Annotated in this window: 19 protein-coding genes; 10 read left to right on the plus strand and 9 right to left on the minus strand. The window is 61.4% G+C overall.

The features are described 5' to 3' along the window. Positions 1-360: 360 nt before the first annotated feature. The gene (locus LSO07_RS13595; RefSeq protein ID WP_010397665.1) at positions 361-669 is read left to right on the plus strand and encodes an H-NS histone family protein; all 309 of its coding nucleotides are present in this window, start codon (positions 361-363) and stop codon (positions 667-669) included. A gap of 311 nt (positions 670-980) precedes the next feature. Here the strand turns inward: LSO07_RS13595 and smpB are convergent, their stop codons facing one another. Further along, positions 981-1430: an SsrA-binding protein SmpB gene (gene smpB / locus LSO07_RS13600; protein WP_034784131.1), complete on the minus strand. Its 450-nt coding sequence runs from the start codon at positions 1428-1430 to the stop codon at positions 981-983. A 93-nt stretch (positions 1431-1523) separates the two neighbouring features. Here smpB and LSO07_RS13605 point away from each other — a divergent pair, with 93 nt between their 5' ends. The 8 genes from LSO07_RS13605 to LSO07_RS13640 all read left to right on the plus strand — a co-directional run bounded on the left by LSO07_RS13605 (position 1524) and on the right by LSO07_RS13640 (position 12416). After that, complete coding sequence (locus tag LSO07_RS13605; protein ID WP_035818194.1) at positions 1524-1955, plus strand: type II toxin-antitoxin system RatA family toxin; 432 nt, start codon at positions 1524-1526, stop codon at positions 1953-1955. Further along, positions 1948-2244 carry an RnfH family protein gene (locus tag LSO07_RS13610; protein ID WP_151094740.1) on the plus strand — a complete coding sequence of 99 codons (297 nt, stop codon included), beginning with the start codon at positions 1948-1950 and terminating at the stop codon, positions 2242-2244. The genes LSO07_RS13605 and LSO07_RS13610 overlap by 8 nt, the downstream gene beginning before the upstream one ends. A gap of 143 nt (positions 2245-2387) precedes the next feature. Continuing rightward, positions 2388-3848, plus strand: coding sequence for an IMP dehydrogenase (guaB, locus tag LSO07_RS13615; RefSeq protein WP_034777711.1), 1461 nt, complete (start codon positions 2388-2390; stop codon positions 3846-3848). 70 nt (positions 3849-3918) lie between these two features. Beyond that, positions 3919-5529, plus strand: a complete 1611-nt coding sequence (gene guaA / locus LSO07_RS13620; protein WP_034777714.1) for a glutamine-hydrolyzing GMP synthase — start codon at positions 3919-3921, stop codon at positions 5527-5529. A gap of 426 nt (positions 5530-5955) precedes the next feature. Beyond that, positions 5956-6651 carry a tyrosine-type recombinase/integrase gene (locus LSO07_RS13625; protein WP_151094742.1) on the plus strand — a complete coding sequence of 232 codons (696 nt, stop codon included), beginning with the start codon at positions 5956-5958 and terminating at the stop codon, positions 6649-6651. Positions 6652-7544: 893 nt separating this feature from the next. Continuing rightward, a complete protein-coding gene (locus LSO07_RS13630; protein WP_191909666.1) occupies positions 7545-7982 on the plus strand; it encodes a hypothetical protein in 438 nt (145 codons plus the stop codon). Between the two features lie 83 nt (positions 7983-8065). Next, positions 8066-10774 (plus strand): class III lanthionine synthetase LanKC N-terminal domain-containing protein, encoded by a 2709-nt coding sequence (locus tag LSO07_RS13635; RefSeq protein ID WP_191909667.1) that lies wholly within the window; start codon positions 8066-8068, stop codon positions 10772-10774. A gap of 130 nt (positions 10775-10904) precedes the next feature. After that, positions 10905-12416, plus strand: coding sequence for a sigma 54-interacting transcriptional regulator (locus tag LSO07_RS13640; protein ID WP_151094746.1), 1512 nt, complete (start codon positions 10905-10907; stop codon positions 12414-12416). Here the strand turns inward: LSO07_RS13640 and LSO07_RS13645 are convergent. From LSO07_RS13645 to LSO07_RS13665, 5 genes are all read right to left on the minus strand, one after another. Continuing rightward, positions 12399-12794, minus strand: coding sequence for a hypothetical protein (locus LSO07_RS13645; protein WP_151094748.1), 396 nt, complete (start codon positions 12792-12794; stop codon positions 12399-12401). The genes LSO07_RS13640 and LSO07_RS13645 overlap by 18 nt on opposite strands. A gap of 44 nt (positions 12795-12838) precedes the next feature. Then, on the minus strand, positions 12839-15013 hold the full coding sequence (locus tag LSO07_RS13650) for a serine/threonine-protein kinase (protein ID WP_151094750.1): 2175 nt from the start codon (positions 15011-15013) through the stop codon (positions 12839-12841). A 166-nt stretch (positions 15014-15179) separates the two neighbouring features. Further along, a protein-coding gene (locus LSO07_RS13655) for an IS3 family transposase (protein ID WP_231773018.1) occupies positions 15180-16342 on the minus strand; the annotation gives its coding sequence in 2 pieces (ribosomal slippage) (positions 15180-16087 and positions 16087-16342; 1164 coding nt in all). Between the two features lie 59 nt (positions 16343-16401). Continuing rightward, positions 16402-16620 (minus strand): hypothetical protein, encoded by a 219-nt coding sequence (locus LSO07_RS13660; RefSeq protein WP_208672461.1) that lies wholly within the window; start codon positions 16618-16620, stop codon positions 16402-16404. A 243-nt stretch (positions 16621-16863) separates the two neighbouring features. Then, positions 16864-18333, minus strand: a complete 1470-nt coding sequence (locus LSO07_RS13665; RefSeq protein ID WP_208672462.1) for an FAD-dependent oxidoreductase — start codon at positions 18331-18333, stop codon at positions 16864-16866. 83 nt (positions 18334-18416) lie between these two features. On the opposite strand from LSO07_RS13665, the gene LSO07_RS13670 reads away from it, so the two are divergent. Continuing rightward, on the plus strand, positions 18417-19085 hold the full coding sequence (locus LSO07_RS13670) for a TetR/AcrR family transcriptional regulator C-terminal domain-containing protein (protein WP_208672463.1): 669 nt from the start codon (positions 18417-18419) through the stop codon (positions 19083-19085). Positions 19086-19447: 362 nt separating this feature from the next. Here LSO07_RS13670 and LSO07_RS13675 read toward each other — a convergent pair whose 3' ends face one another. From LSO07_RS13675 to icmH, 3 genes are read right to left on the minus strand one after another with little or no spacing between them, the layout of a single operon-like run. Then, entirely contained in the window at positions 19448-19885 is a 438-nt protein-coding gene (locus tag LSO07_RS13675; RefSeq protein WP_092611025.1) for a hypothetical protein, read from the minus strand. Between the two features lie 50 nt (positions 19886-19935). Continuing rightward, complete coding sequence (tssI, locus tag LSO07_RS13680; protein WP_208672464.1) at positions 19936-23739, minus strand: type VI secretion system Vgr family protein; 3804 nt, start codon at positions 23737-23739, stop codon at positions 19936-19938. Next, the gene (icmH, locus tag LSO07_RS13685) at positions 23739-24518 is read right to left on the minus strand and encodes a type IVB secretion system protein IcmH/DotU (protein ID WP_034777796.1); all 780 of its coding nucleotides are present in this window, start codon (positions 24516-24518) and stop codon (positions 23739-23741) included. The genes tssI and icmH overlap by 1 nt, the downstream gene beginning before the upstream one ends. Between the last annotated feature and the right edge of the window lie 8 nt (positions 24519-24526).

Genomic DNA, 24526 nt, shown 5'->3' on the forward strand with positions numbered 1-24526 from the left:
GGAGGAATTTTGGAGTTGATGCATAAGGGGCGATAGTATTGCTCCCATGTATATTTTGAATTGCAATTTATAATTACTATAAATTGCAATGAAACAAAAAGTACTGCAAAATAAATACTGCCGATGGCGCTGTATTGAACCGCAGCCGTACAAAGCGGAGACGCTTGTACAGGCAGTTCATGCGCGATGCCGGTTCCCCATGCTGGAACGATTACACTGTTTGAAAGCCAGGGAAGCAGGTTTTTTGGTAAAAGAATTGTAAAAAACAATCAAATCTGAAGAAAAATCACCTCAGTCGCGTTACAATTGGATAGAATTTAACTGTTCAGTTATATTTTTCAACTCACACAAGGAAATATCATGGATCTGTCCAGCTTATCCCTGTCCGAACTGCGCACCTTGCAGGACGACATCAAGAAGCAAATGAAGAAACGCGAACAGGACGATCTGTCCAAAGCGCGCGAGCAAATCCTGGCAATCGCCCAGAGCGTTGGCGTTTCCGTAAAAGATCTGGTTGGTACGGGTATCCGCGCTAAAACCGGCACGGTCGCAGTACGCTATCGCAATCCGGATGACGCGACGCAGCAATGGACTGGCCGTGGCCGTCAGCCGAAATGGGTCAAAGAGTGGACCGATTCGGGCAAATCGCGTGATCTGCTGAAGGTTTGATTCTGAAGGTTTAAAAACCGTTCATTCGGATGCTTGTCCTGTGCAGTGATACAGGTGTAGTACAAGGCAGCATGCAAGCATCCGGAACTTTCTTGATTTATCGTCTTTGGCCAGACAGGCAAAGCTGATTCATTCGCTTATCTCCATGGTGTTTTCACTAATACCAGTTTTTCCCGCCGTATCTCTTTCCATTCCCTGTTTTTATCCCATTGCGCTGTGCGTTTCCGCTTGCCGCAGGCACCGGCAAAATAAAACCCGGCATATAGCCGGGCTTGATGGTATCGGCGCAGCACGCTGCGCGTAGTGCCGGATCAGCGGCGGTGCGACTTCATCGCCGCCTGGACTTCGCGCGCGCCGTCGCGGTCGCGTTCCGCTGCCCGCTTGTCGTGCTGCTTCTTGCCCTTGGCCAGGCCGATTTCGCATTTCACGCGGCCGCCCTTGTAGTGCAGGTTGAGCGGCACCAGGGTATAGCCGGAGCGCTCCACCTTGCCGATCAGTTTATCCATTTCCGCACGGTGCAGCAGTAGCTTGCGCGTGCGCACGGCTTCCGGATGGATGTGGGTGGAGGCGGTCGGCAGGGCGCTGATATGCGCACCGAACAGGAAGAGTTCATCGCCGCGGACGACGACGTAGGCTTCCTTGATTTGTACGCGGGCGTCGCGGATGGCTTTGACTTCCCAGCCTTCCAGCACGATGCCGGCTTCGTAGCGATCCTCGATAAAGTAGTCGTGGAAGGCTTTTCTGTTGTCTGCTATGGTCATGAGATGGTAAATGTGCGCGGGTCGGTTAAACTACTGTCTCGCGCAAGCGCGATAAAATCAAATGTATCCAACATCATAGCAAATGGTTCTTCAATGGCAGTAGTACATAAATCAGTTTTTCTCGGCTATAGCGCCGAACAAATGTTCGCGCTGGTGGCGGCGGTGGAGGATTATCCCAAATTCCTGCCCTGGTGCGGTGCGGTCGAGATTCGCGAGCGGGGCGAGAACACGGTTGTCGCCAGCGTGGGCATACATTACCACGGCGTGCGCCAAAGCTTCACCACGTCCAACGAGAACGTACCGCCGACTTCCATCAAGATGAAGCTGGTGGACGGTCCTTTCAAGACCCTCGACGGCGTGTGGACCTTCAAGGCCCTGCGCGAAGATGCGTGCAAGATCGAACTGGACCTGCACTACGAGTTTTCCAGTCGCGTGCTGGAACAGATCATCGGCCCCGTCTTCGGCATGATCGCCAACAGCATGGTCGATTCCTTCTGCAAGCGCGCGGAGACGGTGTATGGCTGAAGCAGGCATCACGGTGCAAGTATGCCACGCGCTGCCCGACAGCACGTTCCTGCGCTCCTTGAACGTGCCTGCTGGCACCACCATCGAGCAGGCGGTGGCGCTGAGCGGACTGCTGCGGGAAATCCCCGCCATCGACCTGGCCGTGAACATGGTCGGTATCTATGGCAAGAAGAAGCCGTTGGATACCGTCCTGCGCGAGCATGATCGGGTGGAAGTCTACCGTCCCTTGCAGGCAGACCCGAAAGAAGCGCGCCGCCGGCGTGCCAGCGGCAAGCCCGCCAAGACCTGACGGGTCTGGAAGAGGGCAGGGCTGCGGCTTGCGGCTGGCCTTGGCGGGACATTTTTTTGCTATTTCCAAATATCTTTTTTATGCAGCAAGGACGGAGGGCGCTTTTTTCTGTATAATCTGCTTTTGCGCCAATAGGAAATGCTATGCGTCTACTTCAAAAAGCACTCACATTCGATGACGTGCTGCTCGTCCCAGCCTACTCCAACGTTCTGCCCGCCGATACGTCCCTCAAAACTCGCCTGACCCGCAATATCACCCTGAATATTCCCTTGCTGTCCGCAGCCATGGATACGGTGACGGAAGCCCGTCTGGCGATCGCGATGGCCCAGGAAGGCGGCATCGGCATCATCCACAAGAATTTGAATCCGAAGGACCAGGCACGTGAAGTGGCCCGCGTAAAGCGTTTCGAAGCAGGTGTGTTGCGTGATCCGATCACGATTCCGCCGGAAATGAAAATCCGCGACGTGATCGCTCTGACGGAACAGTACGGCATCAGCGGTTTCCCTGTTGTCAAGGGCAAGGAAGTCGTCGGCATCATCACCAACCGCGATTTGCGCTTTGAAAAGGAACTCGACGCGGAAGCTTCCGCCAAGATGACCCCGCGCGAAAAGCTGGTGGTCGTCAACGAAGATGCCGATACGGCCGAAGCCAAGCGCCTGATGAACAAGCACCGCCTCGAACGCGTGCTGGTCGTCAACGACGCGTTTGAGCTGCGCGGCCTGATCACCGTCAAGGATATCCAGAAATCGACCTCCCACCCGTTCGCGTCGAAAGACAGCCAGGGCAAACTGCTGGTCGGCGCCGCTGTCGGCGTAGGCGCCAAGGATGAAGAACGCATCGACCTGCTGGTCGCTGCCGGTGTCGACGTGCTGGTGGTCGACACGGCCCACGGTCACTCGCAAGGCATCCTCGACCGCGTACGCTGGATCAAGACCAAGTACCCGCAAGTGGAAGTGATTGGCGGCAATATCGCTACCGCCGCTGCCGCCAAGGCACTGGTGGAATACGGCGCCGATGCGGTCAAGGTCGGCATCGGTCCTGGCTCGATCTGCACCACGCGTATCGTCGCCGGCGTGGGCGTGCCGCAAATCACGGCCATTTCGAATGTTGCCGAGGCTTTGGCCGGTACGGGCGTGCCATGTATCGCCGACGGCGGTATCCGCTTCTCGGGCGATATCTCGAAAGCGCTGGCCGCTGGCGCCTCGACCGTCATGATGGGTTCCATGTTTGCCGGTACGGAAGAAGCACCAGGTGAAGTGATCCTGTACCAGGGCCGCAGCTACAAATCGTACCGCGGCATGGGTTCGCTGGGCGCGATGTCCGATGGTTCGGCTGACCGTTATTTCCAGGACGCCACCATGAAGGCCGACAAGTTTGTGCCTGAAGGTATCGAAGGCCGCGTCGCCTACAAGGGCAGCGTGCTGGCGATCATCTTCCAGCTGGTGGGCGGCGTGCGTCAATCGATGGGTTACTGCGGTTGCGCCACCATCGACGAACTGCGCGAAAAAGCGGAATTCGTGGAAATCACCTCAGCCGGCATGCGCGAGTCGCATGTCCATGATGTGCAGATCACGAAAGAAGCGCCAAATTATCGCTCCGAGTAAGCGGTAACGAAAGTCCAGACCGGCGCCCAGTGCGCCGGTTTTGCAATTGACCCTGAATAAAGCTCCGACCATGCACTCTAAAATCCTCATTCTCGATTTCGGTTCCCAAGTCACCCAGTTGATCGCCCGCCGCGTGCGCGATTCCGGCGTGTTTTCCGAAGTCTTCCCGTATGACGTCAGCGACGAATTCGTGCGCAACTATGGCGCCGCCGGCGTGATCCTGTCGGGCAGCCACAATTCCACGCTGGATGGCGACTCGCCGCGCGCGCCGCAAGCCGTGTTCGAGCTGGGCGTGCCCGTGCTGGGCATCTGCTACGGCATGCAAACCATGGCGGCCCAGCTGGGCGGCAAGGTGGAAAACGGCCTGGTGCGCGAATTCGGCTACGCCGAAGTGCGCGCCCGCAGCCACACCAAGTTGCTCAACGGTATTGCCGACTTCGTCACCGACGAAGGCCACGGCATGCTGAAAGTGTGGATGAGCCATGGCGACAAGGTGCTGGAAATGCCGCCAGGCTTCAAGTTGATGGGCAACACCCCGAGCTGCCCGATCGCGGCCATGGCCGACGAAGAGCGCCAGTTCTACGGCGTGCAATTCCACCCGGAAGTGACGCACACGGTGCAGGGCAAGGCCATGATCGGTCGTTTCGTGCATGAAATCTGCGGCTGCAAGTCGGACTGGAACATGCCCGACTACATCAGCGAAGCGGTGGAAAAAATCCGCGCGCAAGTCGGTAGCGATGACGTCATCCTGGGCCTGTCCGGCGGCGTCGATTCGTCCGTGGCTGCTGCCTTGATCCACCGCGCCATCGGCGACCAGCTGACCTGCGTCTTCGTCGACCACGGCCTGCTGCGCCTGGACGAAGGCAAGATGGTGATGGACATGTTCGCCAAGAACCTGGGCGTGAAAGTCATCCGCGTCGATGCGGAAGACCAGTTCATGGGCCACCTGGCCGGCGTTACCGACCCCGAGCAAAAGCGCAAGATCATCGGCCGCGAATTCGTCGAAGTCTTCCAGGTCGAGTCGGGCAAGCTGGTCAACGCCAAATGGCTGGCGCAAGGCACGATCTACCCGGACGTCATCGAATCGGCGGGCAAGGGCAAGAAAGGCCAGACCATCAAGAGCCACCACAACGTGGGCGGCTTGCCGGACACCATGAAGCTCAAGTTGCTTGAGCCTTTGCGCGAACTGTTCAAGGATGAAGTGCGCAAACTGGGCGTCGCCCTGGGCTTGCCGCATGACATGGTCTACCGCCACCCGTTCCCGGGCCCGGGCCTGGGCGTGCGCATCCTCGGCGAAGTCAAGAAAGACTACGCCGACCTGCTGCGCCGCGCCGACGCCATCTTCATCGAAGAACTGCGCAACACGCCGTACGAATTCGTCGCCGGCCAGGCCGTCGACCCGGACGCGCTGCCAGCGAACTGGTATGAAGCGACGAGCCAGGCTTTCGCCGTCTTCCTGCCCGTCAAATCGGTGGGCGTGATGGGCGATGGCCGTACCTACGAATACGTGGTGGCCTTGCGCGCCGTGCAAACGCAGGACTTCATGACGGCCCACTGGGCGCACCTGCCGCACAGCTTGCTGGGCAAGGTCTCCAACCGCATCATCAATGAAGTGCGCGGCATCAACCGCGTCGTCTACGATATCTCGGGCAAGCCGCCGGCGACCATCGAGTGGGAATAATCTCCCGTCCGGCACCGTAAGGTAACGCCGGGTCAATGAAACAGCTAAGCCCCTGATTTTTCAGGGGCTTTTTTTATTTTGTCTGGCAAACGCAAGCAGCATATGGCAGCGTCAAGCGGCTTTTTTTGTTGGTATTTTTCATGGTATCGCAAGCGTGCATTTGCCGGAGGGGTACTCATACCATCATCGGCACAGGTCGCGATAGATGGTATTTTGATGGTATTTTTTGATCTAAGTGACTGATTATAAAAGATATTTTTTCTTTGGCGAAGAGATGTCACGCTGATGGTATCAAATCCCTTTTACTCCCCCCCGATTTGCCCTCGATTTCACCTTAAGTGAATAGGTTCTTTTTGTATAAGTATTTGATTTGGTGGGATATTATGAAGTGACGTTGCTAACGTGATGGTACCGAAAGGGGGGATCATGCTCACTGACACCAAGCTGAAAAATCTTAAATCTGCCGATAAGGCATATAAGGTGCCTGACCGCGATGGACTTTACGCTCTTGTGCTTAAAAGTGGCAATGTGTCGTTTCGCTATAATTACCGCGTACATGGCCGACAGGAAACGCTGGTACTCGGCCAGTATGGCACATCGGGTTTGAGTCTGCAGGAGGCGAGAGCCCGGCTAAGCGAGGCTAAAAAGGAGTTGTCAGAAGGAAAGTCACCGGCTCGCCTCAAAGCGCAGGTGCGGACGCAGGCCGCAGCTGGTGGCCGGTTCGGTGCCTGGGCTGAACAATGGCTGCTCAAGTACAAAATGGCGGAGTCGACGCGGGACATGCGGTGCGCAGTGTACGAACGCGATCTGAAACGCCCATTTGGCAGCCTCTTGCTGCATGAAATTACGCACAACGAGTTGCGTTCCGTATGCGACGCCATCCTCGCACGTGGCGCCCCTGCGACGGCCGTGCACGCGCGCGATATCGTTAAGCTGGTCTTCAGGTATGCGGAACAACGCGGACAACAGATAACCGTTCAACTTGATTCGGGTCGACATAGGCATCCCAACGGTAAGCCGCAAGCTCCCAAATGCTCGGGGCGTCACAACCACATTCGAGTAATTCATTTGCCCAATCCACATAGTCATCGGCTTTTATCCAACGATCATCAACTCTCCTAAAAGCTAATTCCGTGAAATCCACTTACGCTCCTTGCAAGGTTGCGGTCTCCGAGGCTAAGAACTGAACGTCTGCTGCTGGCTGCAGATTCAATCGATCAACGCAACACTTTAACTTAAATGCATCGTTGCAGAGTGGAAATGATGCGAAAGAGAACTCGAATCGATTGCGCCGCGCACCGCGAACCCCGGGATTAACGTTGCAAGAGGTTTGGCCACGGAAGCGTGCATGGAGAACTTCACCGAAGCTCAAGCAGCTTTTACTTGAGCGCGGCAGGAGTCTTTGCAGGGCAGGGGCGATAGACAGGGCAGCCCCGATCTCGTCGTTGGATCAGGCAGCTACGAGATCGCACAGCAGGTGCTTCGCAGCACCAAGAGATCAGGGCCCAACGATCTGGCAACGCGATCCGCGCCATGCTAATGCTGTCGTTGGCGGCCCATGCCTCTATTTTCATGGTGTCGATAGCACTCAGCGCAACAGCCAAATCGGAAAACATCAGTGGCCCACCCACGGGCGTTTGGTTATCCAGAAGCTGGATACGCCCGACCTTCAAATGCTCGACCAGTGAAGCCGCCGCGACCTGCCCATCCTGCCCGCGTATTGCGTCAGAGATATCCAGTGTAAGCAGGGGGCATGCGCAGCACGAAAAAATCCGTGCTGTGCTCATCAACGCGACAGAACCATTCTATGCGCTATCCGGAATTCTCCCCGGCTACTCGGCGAGGCGCGAGCCGCCCTTTACATGTAAAGCCGTGTCAATTTTACAGCGCGGCGCAGGCGTCTGCCCAAGGGCTGGAGGGAGGGCGCCTGGCAGCGGCGCCTGGCACGTTCGTTGCTGAAGTGCAGGTACGCACCGGATTTCCCGCGCTGCGTATTACCCTCACAGGAGCTTTTCATGAATCAATCGAACCAACAACATACGGTCGCGGCGGCCAACGCCATTGAAGCCATCAATTTCTGCCATTACTGGGGCATGGCTTCGGCGGCGCTCAACATCCTCCTGCCCAACGTGCCCAGTTCGTACGCGACGCTGAAAACCGCCATTACGGCGCTCATCGCTGCCGGCAACGCAGTGTGCGCGTCGCCCAATGCTACGGCCTCGGCCAAAGCCGTGCCGTGCCCATGTCAAGGCGATACTGGTGATGCAGCCCTGGTGGCCCGTCGCCGCATGGCCGAAGATGTGTTGAACAAGGCGGCGCTGGAGCCAGAATGGAAAGCTCAGCTGCTGAGCGATCCGCGCGCCGCGCTTGCTGCGGCCGGTTTCGACGTCAGCGTGCCGTTGCCCGGCACCGCCCTGGACGGGTGCGACTTCAGCTGCATCCTCTCGACCTAAGAAGTGCCGTGTCCGTGCCGCACCTGCACGCGCAGCTGCGGCACGTCTCCCACCTGTTCTACACCCCTCACCCAGGCACCGCCATGAACCAGAACGCAGTTCGACAAACCGTTTTTCTGTCCACCGGAAAAGACCAGCCTACCTTGCCTGGCGCGGCCTATGATCGCCAGCAAAACAGGCTCTACAGGATTGCGGCCGATTGCCTGGCCGAGAAGGAGCAGACGCCGGACTGGACGGTCGACGCCTGGGCCGGGCCTTCGGGCAGCTGGACCTATGTCAGGAACAAATCGGTTTCCACTCCGTCTCAGGGCTGGAAGCTTCATGTATCGTCCAACGCCGCCTGTGCCGCAGAAGTGTTGGCGGCGACAATGGATGTGTTGCTGGGCGAGCCTGGGCACTTCAAGTTCGCCGCCGACATGGACGTGCTTCGCCGTCTCAACAGGGGTGAACTGGGATTGACGCAAGTCGGCAAGTTCATCACGATATATCCTACCGACGATGCGCAGGCTGTGCGCCTGGCGGCGCAGCTCCACGCGCGCACCGCCGGCCTGAGCGGCCCGGCCATTCCCACCGATCGCCAGCTTTCGCCAGGAAGCCTGGTACATTTCCGTTACGGGGACTTCCTCGGCCGCGAGCAGCAACTGCCAACCGGCGAACGGCGCCCCGTACTGGCTGACCCGGACGGCAAGCTGGTGGCCGACGTGCGGCTGACCCGCTACCAGAAGCCAGACTGGGTGCGCGATCCGTTCGGCGGCGGCGTCGAACGCACCGAAGTGCCCGCCCCCGGCACCGTCGCCGGCGGCCGTTTCCTCATCGTGGGCGAGCTGGCCGAAATGGCGCGCGGATCGGTGCTGCTCGCTGTCGACATGGCGCTGGGGCGGCGCTGCGTGCTCAAGACGGCCCGCAGGCATTGCCACGCCGATCATCGCGGCAGGGACGCATGGCACTACCTCCAGCGCGAATATGAACTGCTCAACGTGCTGGCGGACGATCCCCGCGTGCCGCAACCCTACCAGTTAGTCGAGGAGGGAACCGACCTCCTCATGCTGATTATGGAAGACATTCCCGGCGAACGGCTCGATGCCTATGTCGCCCAGCGCCTGGCGCAAGGCGCCCCTCTTGCCGACCATGAGGTGATCGACATTGGCATCGCGGCCGCACAGATTGTCGCCGATCTGCACGCCAGGGGAATTTCGCACGCTGACATCAAATCGACCAACCTGATCTTGTCGCCGGGCGGCGAGCTGAAGATCATCGACTTCGGCATCGCCTATTCGATGGGGGAGGATATCGCCGACCGGCCTCCGGGAACACGCGGCTACCGGTCGCGCAGCAAGAATGCCGTCCAGGCAGACACCTACGCGCTGGGCGCGCTGCTGTACTTTCTAGCCACTGGCGCGGAGCCATCGCGCGCGCCGGAGGAATTCCACCTGCTCGGGCGCCCGGTCGCGCTTCTGGCTCCGGGACGCGGGCGGGCGCTTGCCGCCTTGATCGAATCCTCTCTCGCCGATGAAGAGCAGGCGTCGCCCGCCCAACTGCTTGCCGGTCTGCTAGGCGTTTATCCGCCGGCGCCGGATACCAAAGGCCTCTGCGCAGTGCGCGCCCAGGATGGCGCCGAAGCGCCCGCCTCGCCCGGCTTGGTGATGCGCCTGCAGCAGTCGATCGTCAACGCACTGGAGCGGGGCCTGCGGCCGCGCTCTTCCTGGACGGCCGCTGCGGAACTGGCGCGCGACCTTAACGACGGCCGTGCGGGCGCGGTGCTGGCTCTGGCCGAGACGGCATCGGCCACGCACGAGCCGGCGGCGCTCGCCGCGCTGGGGCAGGCGGCGCATTCCCTGGCGTGCGCGGCTGGAACTCTGCCCGGTCTGTATGCCGGCGAGGCGGGCGTCGGGGTGGCCCTGCTGCGCGCCGGGCAGGTGACCGGTGACGCGGCCCTGGTCACGCTGGCTGCGGCCCGCGGCGAATGGGTTGCCGCGCAGCCGCACACCTCGCCCGACATCTACGTCGGCAGCGCCGGCCGGGCTCTTTTTCATCTTCTTCTCTGGAGCGAAACACGCGATCCTGCGGCGCTGCAAGCTGCCGTTGTGGCGGGCCAGGCATTGTTGCGCACGGCGGCGCGATCCGCGCAGGGGTGGTCCTGGACGATTCCGGACGGTTTCGAGCCCATGGCGGGCCAGTGCTACCTGGGATATGCGCACGGCGCCGCGGGTATCGGCGACACGCTGCTCGATCTGTGGACAGCCACGGGCGACGAGGCGTATGCGCAGGCTGCGGGCGAGGTTGTCCGCTTCCTCATCAGCCATGCGCAGCCGCTTGCCAACGGCGGGGCGAACTGGCCCGATACGCCTGCGGGCAGGATGGCCGGCACCTGCTGGTGCCATGGTGCGGCAGGCGTCGCCGTCTTCCTTGCGCATGCGCTGGCGACGGGACGATTCCCCGAAACGCAGGAATGGTTGAATCGCGCCGGCCATGCCGTGGCCACCGGCTCGCGTGTGCTCAATCCAGGCCAGTGCCATGGTCTGGCCGGCAGTATCGAATGCCTGCTGGACCTGCACCTGGCCACGGGCGAACCGCGCTGGCTCGACGAAGCGCGCACCCTGCGCGTCCTGCTCGAGGCATTCGTGGTCGAACGAGACGGCGCTGCGGTGGCCTGTTCGGAGCACCCCGATGATTTCGCCTGTACGTACTTGACCGGCTACGCAGGCGTGGCCGCCTGCCTGTCGCGCTTTTCCGGGGAGCGCATCAGCGCGCGCTTCATCGGCGTGCCGCGCTTTTCCCGGACGGCCGCGTAGTGTGGCGCTGCGCGGCGGTGGGGCCCACTGCCCGGTTCGAAGGCGGTGAAAGAGTGTAGAATTTGCCGCTCCTAGTACGCGCCATCGATGGCCCGATACACGGCAGTCTACCGGGGTGACACGCCAGACCATGAACGACGAATTCCGCACTCTTACCTCGCCCCTGTCCGGCCCGGGAGCCGATAGCCCTTCCCTGCTAGCCCTGACGATCCTCTGGCATCCGGACCCGGCAAGGATAGGTGAGCAATTCGTAACCGGGGCGCAAGGCACGGCGCTGGAACTGAGCCGCTATGGGCCGCTGTTTTGCCGCCCCGGCGGCGACCCGCTGCCACTGGGCCATGGCGGTTTGTCGCGCGAACCGCTGAGAGTAAGGCGCGACGCCCTCGACAATGTCTCGCTCCAACTGCCCGTCACCCGCATGGTCGTGGAACTCAACGGCAAGGTCGTGCAGGGCGATGTCGTCCTTGACGCCGCACAGGTCGGCGCAGGCCAGGTGCTGGCCCTGGGCCGTGCAGTGCTGCTGTGTTTTCACTGGATGGATTCGCTGCCCCGGCATAATCCCGCGCCCGGGGTGTCGGGTGTCGGCAGCGGCGCGCTGGCCATGCGCGACCAGATCCGCATGGTCGCCCCCACGGACATGCCGGTCTTGTTGCTCGGCGAAACCGGGACTGGTAAGGAGATCGCGGCGCGCGCCATCCATGCGTTGAGCAAGCGGGGCCGCGCCAAACTGGTGACAGTGAACATGGCGGCCTTGAACGAGGCCCTGGCCCCGGCCGACCTGTTCGGCGCGGCGCGCGGCGCCTACACCGGGGCGCAGGCCGATCGCAAAGGGTGGTTTGCCGAGGCCGACGGCGCCACTCTGTTTCTCGACGAAATAGGCAATGCGCCCGCCAGCGTGCAGCCGATGCTACTGCGCGTGCTTGAGGGTGGCGACTACCGGCCGCTTGGCGCGGCGCAGGACCAACGTTCCACCGCGCGCCTGATCGCCGCCACTGACCAGCAGCTCGATACGGCCGGCTTCAACCAGGCGCTGCTGCGGCGCCTGGAAGGGTTTTCCGTCGCACTGCCCGCGCTGCGCAGCCGACGCGAGGATATCGGGGTGCTAATTCTAGACCTGCTCGCCGACCAGGCGGCGGCGATGCGCCTTAGCTGCGCGCTGGTGAGCGAACTGGCATGCTATCACTGGCCCGGCAATATTCGGCAGCTGGCGCGGGCCCTGCAGCGCGCCATGCTGATCCTCGACGCCGGCGCCATCCCGCAATTCGCGCAGCTGGTGCGCGAGTCCGCCGCGGCTCCTGGCGGCGCCGCCAGCACCGGAGCGCCGGCGGCGCCTGGTCCCGCGCGGCGTAAGCCTGGCGAGCTGAGCGAGCACGATATCCTCGACGCCATGGAGCGCCACGCCTGGACCATCGCGCATGCCGCCAGGGCGCTGGGGATTTCCCGTCCCACCCTGTACAAACTGCTGGACAAGCATCCCGACATCAAGCGCGCCCAGTACATCCCGGCCGACGAAATCGACCGTGCCCTGGTCGCCAGCGAGGGCGATGTCGGCCGCTGCGCGGCACTGCTCAAGACGCCGGCCGAGCCGCTGCGGCGGCTGCTCGGCGAGCGGGAAGTTCCGTGCTCAGCCGGGCGGGATTGAGCCCACCTGCAGTTCCGGATCGGGCACGTTGGCGCTCACGGTGTAGCCGTCCGGCGCTGGCCAGGTTGCCGTGAAGGCGATTCCGAAGTCCCAGTCGCCCGCCTGGGTGCTCACCGTGAGGGTGGTGGGATTGGTCAGCGGGACCACTGCGCCCTGGACAAACGGCGCGCCTGCCGATCCGGCCATCGGCTGCGCGGTCAGCGTCGCCACCACACTGAAGGTCTGGGGCCGGTCGGAACAGACAAACGAGAAAGTGATCCGCTGGCTTTCGCCGGCGGCGCACACGGGCGCATCGCCGGCGCCGTCATACTTCCAGGCTACGTTTTGCCCGGCAGCGTCGAACGTGACGATGAAGTTGTTTGGATTCACAGCGATCATGTCGTTTCCTTTGGTTGTTACTGTGTGGAAAATTCCCGTGGAAATTAGCGGGCGTCAGTCTGCGGATAGCCGGGGTCGCGCCGCAGCGCGACCAGGTCCGGCTCCGCCTCGATCATCGTGACCGGATGGCCCTGGCGCCTGGCTTCGATAATTGCGGCCAGCGCCATCTGACGGTTACCTAGCAATTCGTAGGCTAGGGCCGCCCGGAAGCGGATGTAGGCGTTAGTGGGGGCCAGCGCGATGGCGCGCGCCACGAGTGCCATCGAGGCCGCTTTGTCGCCGTTGCGTGCGGCGTACAGGCCCATGCGCGACGCCAGAGTCGCATCGTTGGGCGAACGCGCCAGGCGGGGCGCGAGCAGACTGCTGGCCCGGGCATAGGCGCGGCGCGCCTCCGCTTCGCGCCCGGGGATCCACAGCAGCGCGTCGGCCAAGTTGGCCCAGTTCAGGTAGTTGCCCGGCGCGCCGCGGGTTGGCGATACGGCATTTTCAAACGCGGTAACGGCCTCGACGTAATCGCCGCGCAGGAAAAACGCATTGCCCAGGTTGCCGTAGAGCTTGGAGCTCGGGCCGACCTGCAAGCCTTGCTGCAGTACATGCAGTGCCTCATCGGCGCGGTTCTGGCTCAGCAGCACCGCGTTCAGGTTGGCGTATCCGGTGACGGCGTCAGGCTGCAGCCGGATGCTGTGGCGAAAAGCCTGCTCTGCGGCGGGGTAGTCGCCTTGCTCGTAATGGAGGATGCCCAGTTCGTCGGCGAACACCCGCTCTTGGGGGAACCGTCCGGCCGCCAGCGCCAGCGTGCGCAGAGCCTCGGGATAGCGGCGCGCATGCCGCAGGGCTTGCACCTTGCCGTACCAGGCGAAAAAGTTGCCAGGGTCGTTGCGCAGTGCCTGTTCGTACTCCTGGAAGGCCTGGTCATAGCGGCCCTGGGTGTCGAGCACCCAGCCGTTGGCGACGTGGCCCAGCGCGAGGTGCGGATCGAGCCGCAGGGTCTGCTGCGCACAGGCGGCGGCCTTGCCCAGCCAGACTTCATCCTGTCCATCGCCGCCATAACGGATGGCGTACACCAGCGCCATCCCGGCGACGGCTGCCGCGTTGCCGGGCCTGTGCGCCAGCACGCTGGAAAAATGCGCGGCGGCCTTGTCCAGGTTGCCGTGGCGGTCCACCTTCTTCAGGGCGTCCAGGCCGTCGCGCACCTGCTGTGTTTCGGAGAATGGCGCCGCCGCTTGCACCAGAGCGGGAGCGTAGGGCGCCAAGCGCCAGCCGGCAAGCGCTAGCGCCGCCACCGCCAGCGTGGCCAGGGCACTTTTGCGCCAGGGTCCCCCACGCCGTCGCGGCTGCTGCACTGCGCGCGGCGGCTGGCCTTCCGCGCCCGCCAGCGCGTCAAGGCGCTGCAGGACTCGCGTCATGCTGCCCAGGCGCTGCCCGGGCTGGCGGGCGGTCATGGCCCGGATGAGGGCGACCAGTGCGGCGCCGGCGCTGTCAGGATAGGTCCAAGTGGCCGAGTCGGAGTGCAGGTGGGCTGCGGCGAGCGCCAGGCCGTTGAGGCTTGCGTGGGGGCGTGTGCCGCACACCAGCTCATACAGGATGACCCCGAGTGCGTAGACGTCGCTGGGGGTGGTCGGCGCGGCGCCGTGGAAGCGTTCGGGCGCCATGTACATGATGGTGCCGACGGGTTCGGCGAGCGGAGCCGATCGGGTGGCCAGGCTGTCGATGCGCAGCGCCAGGCCGAAGTCCAGTATGCGCACTTGGCCCGTGGGCTCGACCATCAGGTTGGATGGTTTCAGGTCGCCGTGGACGAGGCCGGAATCGTGCGCATGCTGCATCGCTTCGGCCACCTGCCGCACCCAGTCAAGCGCGGTGGCCGCCGGCACGGCCGCGTTCTCGATGATCTGCCTGACAGTTTGCCCCAGCACCAGTTCCATCACGATCATCTGGGCTGCGCCATCTTCTTCGACGGCGTGCACCTTGACGAAAGCGGTGTGGCGCAGCGAGGCCGCCAGGCGAGCTTCGCGCATCGTGGCATTGTCCAGTCCAGCCCCAGCAGCATCCCGGATGCGCTTGACGGCCACGCTGCGCTGCAGCTTGCGGTCCCAGGCCTCGAAGACTTCACCATAGCCGCCTTCGCCGAGCCGGGCCCGGAACTCGTAATGCCCCACCAGATACGCGGCGGGCAGGGCACTCAGCTGCTCACCTGCGGGTGTAAAAATCGAGGTGGTCATCGCACGCCTTGAGGTGAGGACGAAATCGCGTTTTCAGGAAGGTCAGGCTTGCCCCGGTTGTCGAACCGCTCGGTTGGCCTAAACTCGCATATAACATTATACCAATGTTTCAATGGCTAAAAGTTGGCTGAGGAGGCTCCTTGGCGCACGGCGAGGTATGTAGTGGTCAACCCATCCCGGACACTACGTTAAGTTTTTTTTCGGCGACGGCCGGTGCCAGTCCCTGGTTGAACTGATGTGGTCGTATCCAGTTATACCGGTGCATCAGGTAGTGGCTGATGTCCCGTTGTGCTTTCTGTGCCGTCATGTAACCAGTTGACGGCAGCCATTCAGTTTTGAAGCTGCGGAACAGCCGTTCCATCGGAGAGTTATCCCAACAATTTCCCCGACGGCTCATACTCTGTCGTATCCGATAGCGCCACAAGCGCTGACGGAATTTTCGACTGGCGTACTGGCTACCTTGATCCGAATGAAACAGCAGCCTCTGCGGTCGACCTCGCTGCTCGTAAGCCATTTCCAGCGCTTGCACAACAAGGTCGGCATCGGGTCGTAGCGAGAATGCCCAGCCCACCGCTCGGCGAGCAAATAAATCCAACACCACAGCCAGGTAATACCATCGGCCTTGCGCCCAGACATAGGTGATGTCCCCGCACCAGACCTGATTTGGCGCCTCCACTGTGAATTCACGGCTGAGGTGGTTCGGAATATCGACCCGTTCCACCGTAGCCTGCTTATAGGCATGGCTGCCAGGCTGTTTGCAGACCAGCCCTAGCTCTTCCATCAAACGACTGACTTTGAAGCGGCCAATTGCCGTGCCTTCCTCGCGCATCATGCCCATAATGCTGCGGCTTCCCGCCGAACTGCGACTCTCGACGAACAGCTCGTGCACGCGGCCACGCAATGCCATGCGCTCAACATCAATGTGCCGGGCGCGCTCCCGATGCGCATACAGGCATGACCGCGCTACGTCGAACACCGAGCAGATCAACTCGATTGATTCGTCACCACAAATCTGATCGATTACCTCGTACGTTCTATCCCTTCCGACATCAAGAGCGCGGTAGCCTTTTTTAAAATGGACTTCTCCCGCTCGAGACGCTCAATACGTGCTTCGAGTTCCTGTATTCGCTGCTGATCTGGCGTCATTGCCTTGCTCTGCGGCGTGATGCCTTGCCGCTCCAACTGCAGCTGCTGCACCCAGCGGCGCAGCACCGATTCGCCGATGCCGACCGACCGGCTTGCCTCCACGTGGCTGTATCCTTGATCCAGCACCAAGCATGCTGCCTGCTGTTTGAACTCAGGGGAAAACGTACGTCTTTGCTTGCTCATCAAACACCTCTCCATGGCGAGCATTCTCGCCTAAATCAGTGTCCGGGTACATTAAACCACTACAACAGGAAATCTATGAGTTTGAAGGTTTCGCCGTCAAAGTCCTGGGGGAAAAACGTGATCTCACAGAATATCCTGTCTGGTTCATCCCAGTGGAAGTACGCTTGGATATGCTCAGGGTTGCTGCCGCCATTCCAAACAGTGGATAGCGAGCCAGATGCCTGTCGAAGATTGCCTTGCAACTCGGCTTTTGCAATATCATCGCCTTCACCCGTCATCGCCTGAACCAAAGTCCAAGATGATGCTAGAACCCTTAAGACGTCAATGGCTCCAGATGTCGAAATGCATTTGGCGAAGTTGATATCTCTACACGAACCATCACAGTCCAGAAGAGCGGTTTCAACGCGGCGTCGAGTAAGTTAGTCTATGTTCATCAGAATTGTAGTTTGGGCGGGTAGGTCCGCTTTTGGCCAAAGTAGCCATTCATCGCGGATTCGGCGTGACGGTAGGCATCATGCGCTTTACTTATGTGCGACGGCATGATCCACATACCCGTCTGGTCGAATGAGCAAGGCATGCACGCCGACTGGTGTTGCGTGGCGGTTCACGGGAACCGCCTTGACCGTGCCGATCCATCTAGCATCAAGTTGGGGCATGTAGTTGCCGTCTTCGCAATTGGTCATTTGTAATAGCACCCAACGGCCGGTTCGCAAAAAACTGAATAGCGAGGCCAGACTACCGTTACTGAGTTGCAACTGCCAGTCGGATAGCCGTCGCCCGGTCCAGTCCGGCAAGACGAGCCACCCTTGCGAAACCTCGGCGAGAGGGGCATCGTATCGAATACCGTAGCCGGACAGATCATGTGCGAGCGCTGCATTGAGCGCAGGGATTTTCATCAGATCACTGAACATCTCTCGCAGCTTCAGTCCCGGTGCATCGAACGAATTCATCATCAACGCGCTTTGCGCCAAGGTGTTGTTGTACAGCGCCGCTCCCACGGCGTGTCGCTCGTGATGGTAGCTGTCGAGCAGGGAGTCGGGAGCGTACCCTCGCACAACGCCAGCGAGCTTCCAGCCAAGGTTCATCGCGTCCTGCATGCCCACATTCATGCCCTGTCCGCCGGCGGGAAGATGAATATGTGCGGCATCACCGACCAGCAGGAAGCGATCTTTGCGGTAAGCGGCGGCGAGACGGGTTTCGTTCGAAAAGCGCGACAGCCATTGCGGTGTATGCAGGCCGAAGTCCTGACCTGCCACCCTGCGGGCCGAACTCGATAACTCGTCGAGCGTCACTGGCGTGGCCGCAGGCACACCCATCCGCTCCGCATCGACCACTATCACCCGGTGCATGCCCGTACTCAATGGGACCACCATCAAGCCCCCTGCAGCGTTAGTCATACTAAGAATTGGTGTGGCGGGCGGCGTACTGAGACAAACGTCGCCCAGCATGGCGGTCTTTGTGGCCGGCAGGCCATCGAACGCGATGCCCGCGTTCTGGCGTACCAAGCTGCGCGCACCGTCCGCACCGATCACATAGCTGCAAGAAAGGCCGAAAGGGCTGCCGCTTTGTCGGCCTTTCACAAAAACGCCGGTCGACGTTTCAACGACGCCTTCCACCGTGGCGTTTCGGCGCACCGCGACGCCAAGCTCATTTGCCCATGCCTCCAGTAATTGCTCCGTCACACTCTGTGGGATGAACAGGGTATACGGAAACGTGGTGTCAAGAACAGAGAAATCGAGGCGAGTGTCAAGACCGGCAAAGTGCCCCATGGGAATCTTTTTCCCACGTTCCAAGAAGCGATCGGCCACGCCCCGCTGTGCCAGCATTTCCACCGTCCTGCCGTGCATGGTAAGGGCACGCGATTGTGCTATCGGCTCCGCACGCCGCTCCAACACGGTGACATGCAGGCCAGCGAGCCGCAACTCACACGCCAGGGTCAAGCCAACAGGGCCTGCACCCACCACGATTACATCAGCATTATCAAGTTTCATTCCGCGCCCAAATCTAACGTTGTTAGGTAAAAATTCCATGTTAAACTAACGACGTTAGCCTGTCAAACACGAAACTTATAAGTATGAAAATTCAACGTGAAACCGTGATCGCAGCCGCTTTGGATCTGCTCGACGAGGTAGGTATCGATGGTCTTACAATGCGCCGTCTTGCCCAAAAACTAGATATTAAAGCAGCATCGCTTTATTGGCACTTCACCAACAAACAGGCTTTGATGGATGGCATGGCGGATGCTTTGATGGAAGGGGTCGCCCGCAAGGAATTGGCTGGGCCAGCTTGGTCGCCCAGCTGGTTCGTTGCGGTCAGCGCAACCGCGCACGACATCCGGCGTGCGCTACTCAAGCGACGTGACGGTGCACGCGTCTACGCGGGCACGTATGTCACCACCGACAATGTCTTCCGTGTTGCCGAGGCATTAATCGCCCCTTTATGCGAGGCGGGGGCCTCGACTCGCCTAGCGTCCTGGGGTGCTTTCAGCATCCTCTATTACGTGACTGGTTTCGTAACGGAAGAGCAGCCGCTGGTGCATCTGACGGCAGAATCCACGAACATCGAACGGCAACGGGAGCAATTTGCAGCGCTGGCGGCCCATCGCTATCCTCATGCTCTGGCAGCTATGGACGATCTGTTTGATATGGATTTTGATGCACGATTCGAGCTGGGCCTCGATCTTCTCATTACCGGGCTTGACGTGAGGATCAAAGAGGAGAGAAGGGGAAAAACGGAAAAATAGCACGCTAAGCCGATGGCGCATCTTTGAAGGGTTTTCCAACCAAAATGACAGGCTGCTTTCGGCCCAAGCTGTGTAAAAACGCAAAGCGGACATCAAGCTGGGGACACTCGACCTCTCAAAGCAGCCGCTAACGGTGCTCACACGGTGAAGGTCTGCTCTTGGCCTTGGATTCTCCCATCCCGCCCGCGACAAACCGGCAATAAGCAGGAACTGCTCGTCCAAAAAAGTACCGATGACTGCTCCAGTACCAGTCATCGGGTGATGCCACCATGTGCGCCCGGACTGGACCTGCCAGGCAATGCGGTCAGTATCGCCCCGGTAATGGGGCCACGCTGATCAGCACCATCCGCACCAGCATCGTCTTACTCCTCTTTTTCAAAGATGCGGATCTTCGCGCCGCCCTGGTAGTCCTGCAACTGCGCTTCGCCATCGATGCGTATGTCGCCCTTCAATATTACTTCAACGCTGATATCGACTTTTTTGATGCGAAACGTTTCAATGTCGGTTGGATGCACGTCGATTTCCATGGAAATCGAAGCGCCTGGCGCAATCGTGGTGAATTGCGTTTTCAGCGCCGGATTGGCCAGGCCACGGCGGGCGTAGGTGACGGCGCCGGTATCGGTATCGATGAATTTGACGATCGGGCCCGACTTGCGCAGGTAGTCGAGCGGAAAACCGATATCGCGGCTGCCATCGTTGCGGATGGTAACCAGCAGGTCGATCGGCTTGCGCTCATAGACGCAGCCAGCGTTGCCCAGGCATTGCAGGGAGATGGAGAGGGGCGCGTGGGTGCTCGTCATGGTGTTTGCTTTCAATGGTAGTGCCATCAGCATGGCATAGATAAGCAGGGTCAGACAATATCGCATCGTATTTTCCTGCCGATTTTTTTGCTCAGTAATTCCTGCGCCTCGATCGCGATATTCCAGCCGTGGCGTTTCAGGATCCGCGCGCCTTCTGCGTACGACATGATCGATTGCGTCAGGTCTTCCGGCGAGGTGCCGTTGACGTGGCAGACGATGGGCTCGTCGAGCGTGCCGTCCGGCTTGAAATAGCGTACCGTTTCTTCGAATTCCGTGTACGAGTATTCGTCGGGCATGCCGACGCAATGCCCGAATTCATGCGCATACGTGGTCAGTGCCGTTGCCAGCGACACGTTCATGACGTCGCCGGTCACGTTTTCGCGGTCATAGCGCTTGTGGATCTGCAGCGTGTAATGCTGATTCTCCTCGACCCAGAGGACGCGGAAAACCACGGGCAACACTTTTTGTCCGCATTGCGGGTCATTGATTTCAAGCCGGAACTTGTTGTTCCAGTTGCCTTCGATGCCGGCCGTCGCGTTTTTCTTCGCCAGCGCCACCACGTTGGCGCGCTGCTTGACGCGCAGCGCCGCCGATTCCGTGCCCTTGTCGCTCTCTTCCAGCGCCTGTCCTGCGGCGTCCAGTACCGTGATGGCCTTGAAGCGCACTTCCACCACCACCGGACCGTCCGATTTTGACGGCACGTACAGCTTGAACCAGATCCTGTCCTTGTATTTGTGCGGCGTGCCGTCGTGCTGGTAAGGCTGCGCATAGCGGCCATACGAGGGACCGGCGATTTCCTTTTCGTAGTCCTCGATCCAGCAGGCCGGCAGCTTGACCAGCACTTCCTTGCGGCGCTTGTTGTCCACTGGCGTGGTGCTGGAGTCGCCTGCCGGTTTGTATTTTGGTTCCGGCGGGGTGCTGGCCCTGGCTGCCGGCTGCCCTGGCGAACCTGGCACCGGCGCCGGTGCGGAAGAGGGGGCGGATGCCGGTGCCGGTGCCGAATCCTGGCCGCCCACGGTTTTCAGCAGCTCGATCACCAGCGCCTCGGTGGCGGCGGCCGCAATCACATGCGTCAAGCCCTTTTCGTCGGTCATGCCGCTCTCATAGCTGCCATCTTCGCGCTTGATGCGGTAGGGCTGGCGCGGCATCGCTTCGCCCGTGTCGCGGTCGCGCAGCACAAAGCCTTCGTCGAACAGCTTGATGCGCGTATCCGGCAGCGCCGGCAGCACGCCCGCCGCGCTGGCGCCGCCGTTGAACACGTGCTGGCCACCCTTGACCGTGAAGTTGCCGGGACAGGTAAACGTGATATTGCCGCCTTCAAGCGTGATCGACGATTGCCCGGCCTGTAGCGTGATCTTCTGATTGGCCTTGATGTCGATGCAGTCGTTGACCGAGATCACGGTAATGGCCTTGTCGGCCAGGATTTCCAGTTGCCCCGTATGCGCCTGCAGCGATACGGGGCCGTTCGCGGCAATCGCCTGGATGCCGCCGGTGTGGGTAAACAGTCCTTGCGCGCTGGCCGACACGGATGAATAGGTGTGGCCGGCCGTCATGTGCAAGTCCGCTTGCGTCGTCCAGTGCAACTGCTGGGCGGCAAACACCACGGTCGAGCCTGGCGTGGCCCAGTTGATGCTGGCAGGCGCTTCCATCAGTACCAGCGGCTGGCCGAACTTTTCCACCGGCTGGTCAGCGGCCAGCTTGCGCTCGCCTGCGCTGGCTTTTAGCGCCTCCTGACCGCCCACGCTCGCTTGGTATTTGCCATCCTGCTGCGGATCGATCTGCTTGATCAAGTCCAGCTGGGCCTGTTTCGTGTCCTGGCTGAACAGGGCGGTTTGTTGCTGTGCGGCCTCGGCCAGCGACTTGTTCAGTTCGGCCGCGCCTTTCAGCTGGGCCAGCGCTTCCATGGTGTCGAGCTGGGTAGAAGCAACGCCCGCGCCAGTCTGTGCGCGGGCGGTGGTCGAGATGAGCACGCCTTCGCCGCCGCGCAGCACGCTCCAGGCGTCGGTGCGCAGTTCGAAACCGCTGCCGCGGTAACTGCCGCGCTGGGCCGTGTTGGGGCCCTGCTGTACCAGGTAGCCGAGGTTCAGCTGCGTGGCCGCGCTGCTCGTCGCCAGGCGGGTACGCAACTGGCCCGGCGTGTCGTCGATCACCCACTGGTTATAGCCGCCGCCATCGAAATTGTGGCTGTGGATGCCGGAAATGACGCCGGCGTGATTGACGTCCGAACCGACGCCGGCCGCATACGGCGGCGCGTCGCTGCCGGTATAGAGCTGGGCCACTACCAGCGGACGGTCCATGTCGCCTTCGATGAAGTCGACCAGCACTTCGGTGCCGATGCGCGGCGTAAATTGTGAACCCCAGTTCGGGCCGGCCAAGGCTTCGGCAACGCGCACCCAGGTGCCTGACGCTTCATTGCCGGGTGCGTTGCCCTGTTGATCCGTGTTGTGCGCCATGCCGCCCGGATTGGCGGCGCCGCCCCGTTGCCAGGCGAACTGGATGCGTACCTGGTGGTCGCGCCCGGTGGTCGCCACGCTGTCGGGCAGGCCGACCACCAGCGCCGTTTGCGGCCCCAGCGCGCTGCTGGCCACGCGCGCGGCGGTGGCGAGCGGCACGATGGCCACGCTGGTCCGCGCGCAAGCGAAGGTATTGCGGTAGGTGCCGGCCTCGAGCTGGCCATCGAGCAGGCTGGCGACGTCGCTCAGGCTGGCCACTGCCGACAGTTTCGACAGTAGCGCCGTCAGCGCGCCGCCGGCCGGCCCCAGGTTGTTGCGTGCCTCGTGCTCGACCCAGAGCACGGTGAACTGGTTGGCGCCATCGGCATAGTGTTCGTGCTGCAGCAGGTCAAAGGCGTGGCCGGCCGCCATGCGCCGCACCGCGCCAGCGCCCGTGAATTGCTTGTTCTCCAGTTCCAGCGCCTGCAGCATGCGCAGGCCGTGCGGATCGGCCGCCGTGCTGTCGGCATAGCGCCGTTCGCCGGAGCCGTCGTACAGGGGCAGGGGTGGCAGCTCGCCCGCCTGCAGGCTCGAACTGTGTTCGGCGGCCGGCGCCGCCAGTTGCTGCGGGTCCCAGCTGCTGATGCCGACCGCATTGGGCCGCACCTGGCGCCGCGCGCTGAAGCTGTCGATGGCGTCATCGGTATCGCTGGCGCGCATGCCGTGAAAGCGCAGGCCAGCCACGCCCGGCGTCGGCGGCGCGACTGCCTTGCTGTCGAAAATCACGAGCTTGTGTTTTGCCTGCTGCGCGTTCTGTTGTTCGCCTTGTTGCGCCGCTCCATCCTGTTCGTGCTCGAAGCGCCAGCTCAGGCCTTCGAAGGCGAGCACGCGGGTCAGGAAGGCCAGGTCGCTTTCGCGGTATTGGGTCCAGACGGGGCGTGGCGCCAGTTCCTGGCTGACATCGAATTCGAAACGGACCTGCGGATAGTCGCCGAGCAGCTCCGTGATGAGGTCGCGCGCGTTCTTGTCCTGGAAGATATAGCTGTCGCGGCGCAAGCCCAGCAAGGCCAGGGCAGGCTCGAGGCGCAGCCGGTAGTGCGCCACGCCGCCATCGGCGCCGGCAAAGCCGCAGTCGGTGCACAGTCCGTGCCAGGCGCGCCAGCTGCCGTCGGGCTGCAGCAGCTTGAGCGTGATTTCTTCCCCGAGAAAGCTGGCCAGGTCCAGGCCCGCCGCCGTGCTCAAGGCATCGACCTCGAAGCGGAACAGCTCATTGACCGCCTCGCGGCCCGTCATCCGCTCGGCCATCAGCGATTCGGGCAGGTTCGATTCCTGTGCCGTGGCAAGCGTGATTAGCCGCGCATGCTGGGACAGGCCGGTGCCGAACACCCCCAGGGCGGCCTCTGTCGTTGCCGGGCCGCTCATTAAGGCAACGTGATGGTCAGGTTGGCCGTGCGCGGCGCCAGTTTGACGATATCGCTGTAGGCGTTCATCTGCTGTTCGGTGTTTTTGGCCAGCATGGTGCGCAGGCCCAGGTAACCGAGTGCACAGATCAGCGCGAATATCGAGCACAGCACCCACAGCGGCACGTCGTTGCGCAACTTGTGCGCAATCTGGTCGGGGCGTTCCGCATGTGGTGCAAAGCCGGCTTTCTTGCCCTTCATCTGGGCGATCTCGTCACCCAGGCGGGCCGTCAGGTAGGCCAGTTTTTCCGAGCCTTCCAGGATGTACCGCCCCTGGAAGCCGAGCAGCAAGCACATGTGAAACACTTCCAGCGCCTGCAGGTGGGCGCTGCCGCGCGCGCGCAGGGCTTCGAGACGGATGAAGAAATTCTCGCCGGCCAGCTGGTCGCCGAACAGCACCAGTTGCAGCGGGCGGCGCGCCCAGTCGTCGCGGATGGCATACGGCGAGCGCAGGATGATTTCGTCGACCGCTGCACAAAATGCATATTTGGCGGCATCGATATCGTCGGCCGAGGCCGCATGTTTTTTCGCCGCGTGCCCGAATTCGTCGAGAAACTGCGTCATCTTTCTGATGAAATCGGCATTGTCTTGCGGGCCGCTGCCGTTTTTCAGCATGAACAGCGCGTAGAAACCGTCGTACATCAGGTCCGTCAGCGTGTGTTCCGTGCCCGGGCCGGCAGGTACGCTCGATGCGTAAGCGGCGGAGCCGCCGGACATCAGGGAGGGGGCGTTTGCATTCATCGTTTATC

Origin of the sequence: Janthinobacterium sp. PLB04, from assembly GCF_021165895.1 — a bacterium.
Classification (GTDB): domain Bacteria; phylum Pseudomonadota; class Gammaproteobacteria; order Burkholderiales; family Burkholderiaceae_D; genus Janthinobacterium; species Janthinobacterium lividum.

Excerpts from the sequence above, each read along its gene's own strand:
- LSO07_RS13595 (WP_010397665.1), top strand. The coding sequence starts at position 361 with ATGGATCTGTCCAGCTTATCCCTGTCCGAACTGCGCACCTTGCAGGAC.
- smpB (WP_034784131.1), bottom strand. The coding sequence starts at position 1,430 with ATGACCATAGCAGACAACAGAAAAGCCTTCCACGACTACTTTATCGAG.
- LSO07_RS13605 (WP_035818194.1), top strand. The coding sequence starts at position 1,524 with ATGGCAGTAGTACATAAATCAGTTTTTCTCGGCTATAGCGCCGAACAA.
- LSO07_RS13610 (WP_151094740.1), top strand. The coding sequence starts at position 1,948 with ATGGCTGAAGCAGGCATCACGGTGCAAGTATGCCACGCGCTGCCCGAC.
- guaB (WP_034777711.1), top strand. The coding sequence starts at position 2,388 with ATGCGTCTACTTCAAAAAGCACTCACATTCGATGACGTGCTGCTCGTC.
- guaA (WP_034777714.1), top strand. The coding sequence starts at position 3,919 with ATGCACTCTAAAATCCTCATTCTCGATTTCGGTTCCCAAGTCACCCAG.
- LSO07_RS13625 (WP_151094742.1), top strand. The coding sequence starts at position 5,956 with ATGCTCACTGACACCAAGCTGAAAAATCTTAAATCTGCCGATAAGGCA.
- LSO07_RS13630 (WP_191909666.1), top strand. The coding sequence starts at position 7,545 with ATGAATCAATCGAACCAACAACATACGGTCGCGGCGGCCAACGCCATT.
- LSO07_RS13635 (WP_191909667.1), top strand. The coding sequence starts at position 8,066 with ATGAACCAGAACGCAGTTCGACAAACCGTTTTTCTGTCCACCGGAAAA.
- LSO07_RS13640 (WP_151094746.1), top strand. The coding sequence starts at position 10,905 with ATGAACGACGAATTCCGCACTCTTACCTCGCCCCTGTCCGGCCCGGGA.
- LSO07_RS13645 (WP_151094748.1), bottom strand. The coding sequence starts at position 12,794 with ATGATCGCTGTGAATCCAAACAACTTCATCGTCACGTTCGACGCTGCC.
- LSO07_RS13650 (WP_151094750.1), bottom strand. The coding sequence starts at position 15,013 with ATGACCACCTCGATTTTTACACCCGCAGGTGAGCAGCTGAGTGCCCTG.
- LSO07_RS13660 (WP_208672461.1), bottom strand. The coding sequence starts at position 16,620 with ATGACGGGTGAAGGCGATGATATTGCAAAAGCCGAGTTGCAAGGCAAT.
- LSO07_RS13665 (WP_208672462.1), bottom strand. The coding sequence starts at position 18,333 with ATGAAACTTGATAATGCTGATGTAATCGTGGTGGGTGCAGGCCCTGTT.
- LSO07_RS13670 (WP_208672463.1), top strand. The coding sequence starts at position 18,417 with ATGAAAATTCAACGTGAAACCGTGATCGCAGCCGCTTTGGATCTGCTC.
- LSO07_RS13675 (WP_092611025.1), bottom strand. The coding sequence starts at position 19,885 with ATGACGAGCACCCACGCGCCCCTCTCCATCTCCCTGCAATGCCTGGGC.
- tssI (WP_208672464.1), bottom strand. The coding sequence starts at position 23,739 with ATGAGCGGCCCGGCAACGACAGAGGCCGCCCTGGGGGTGTTCGGCACC.
- icmH (WP_034777796.1), bottom strand. The coding sequence starts at position 24,518 with ATGAATGCAAACGCCCCCTCCCTGATGTCCGGCGGCTCCGCCGCTTAC.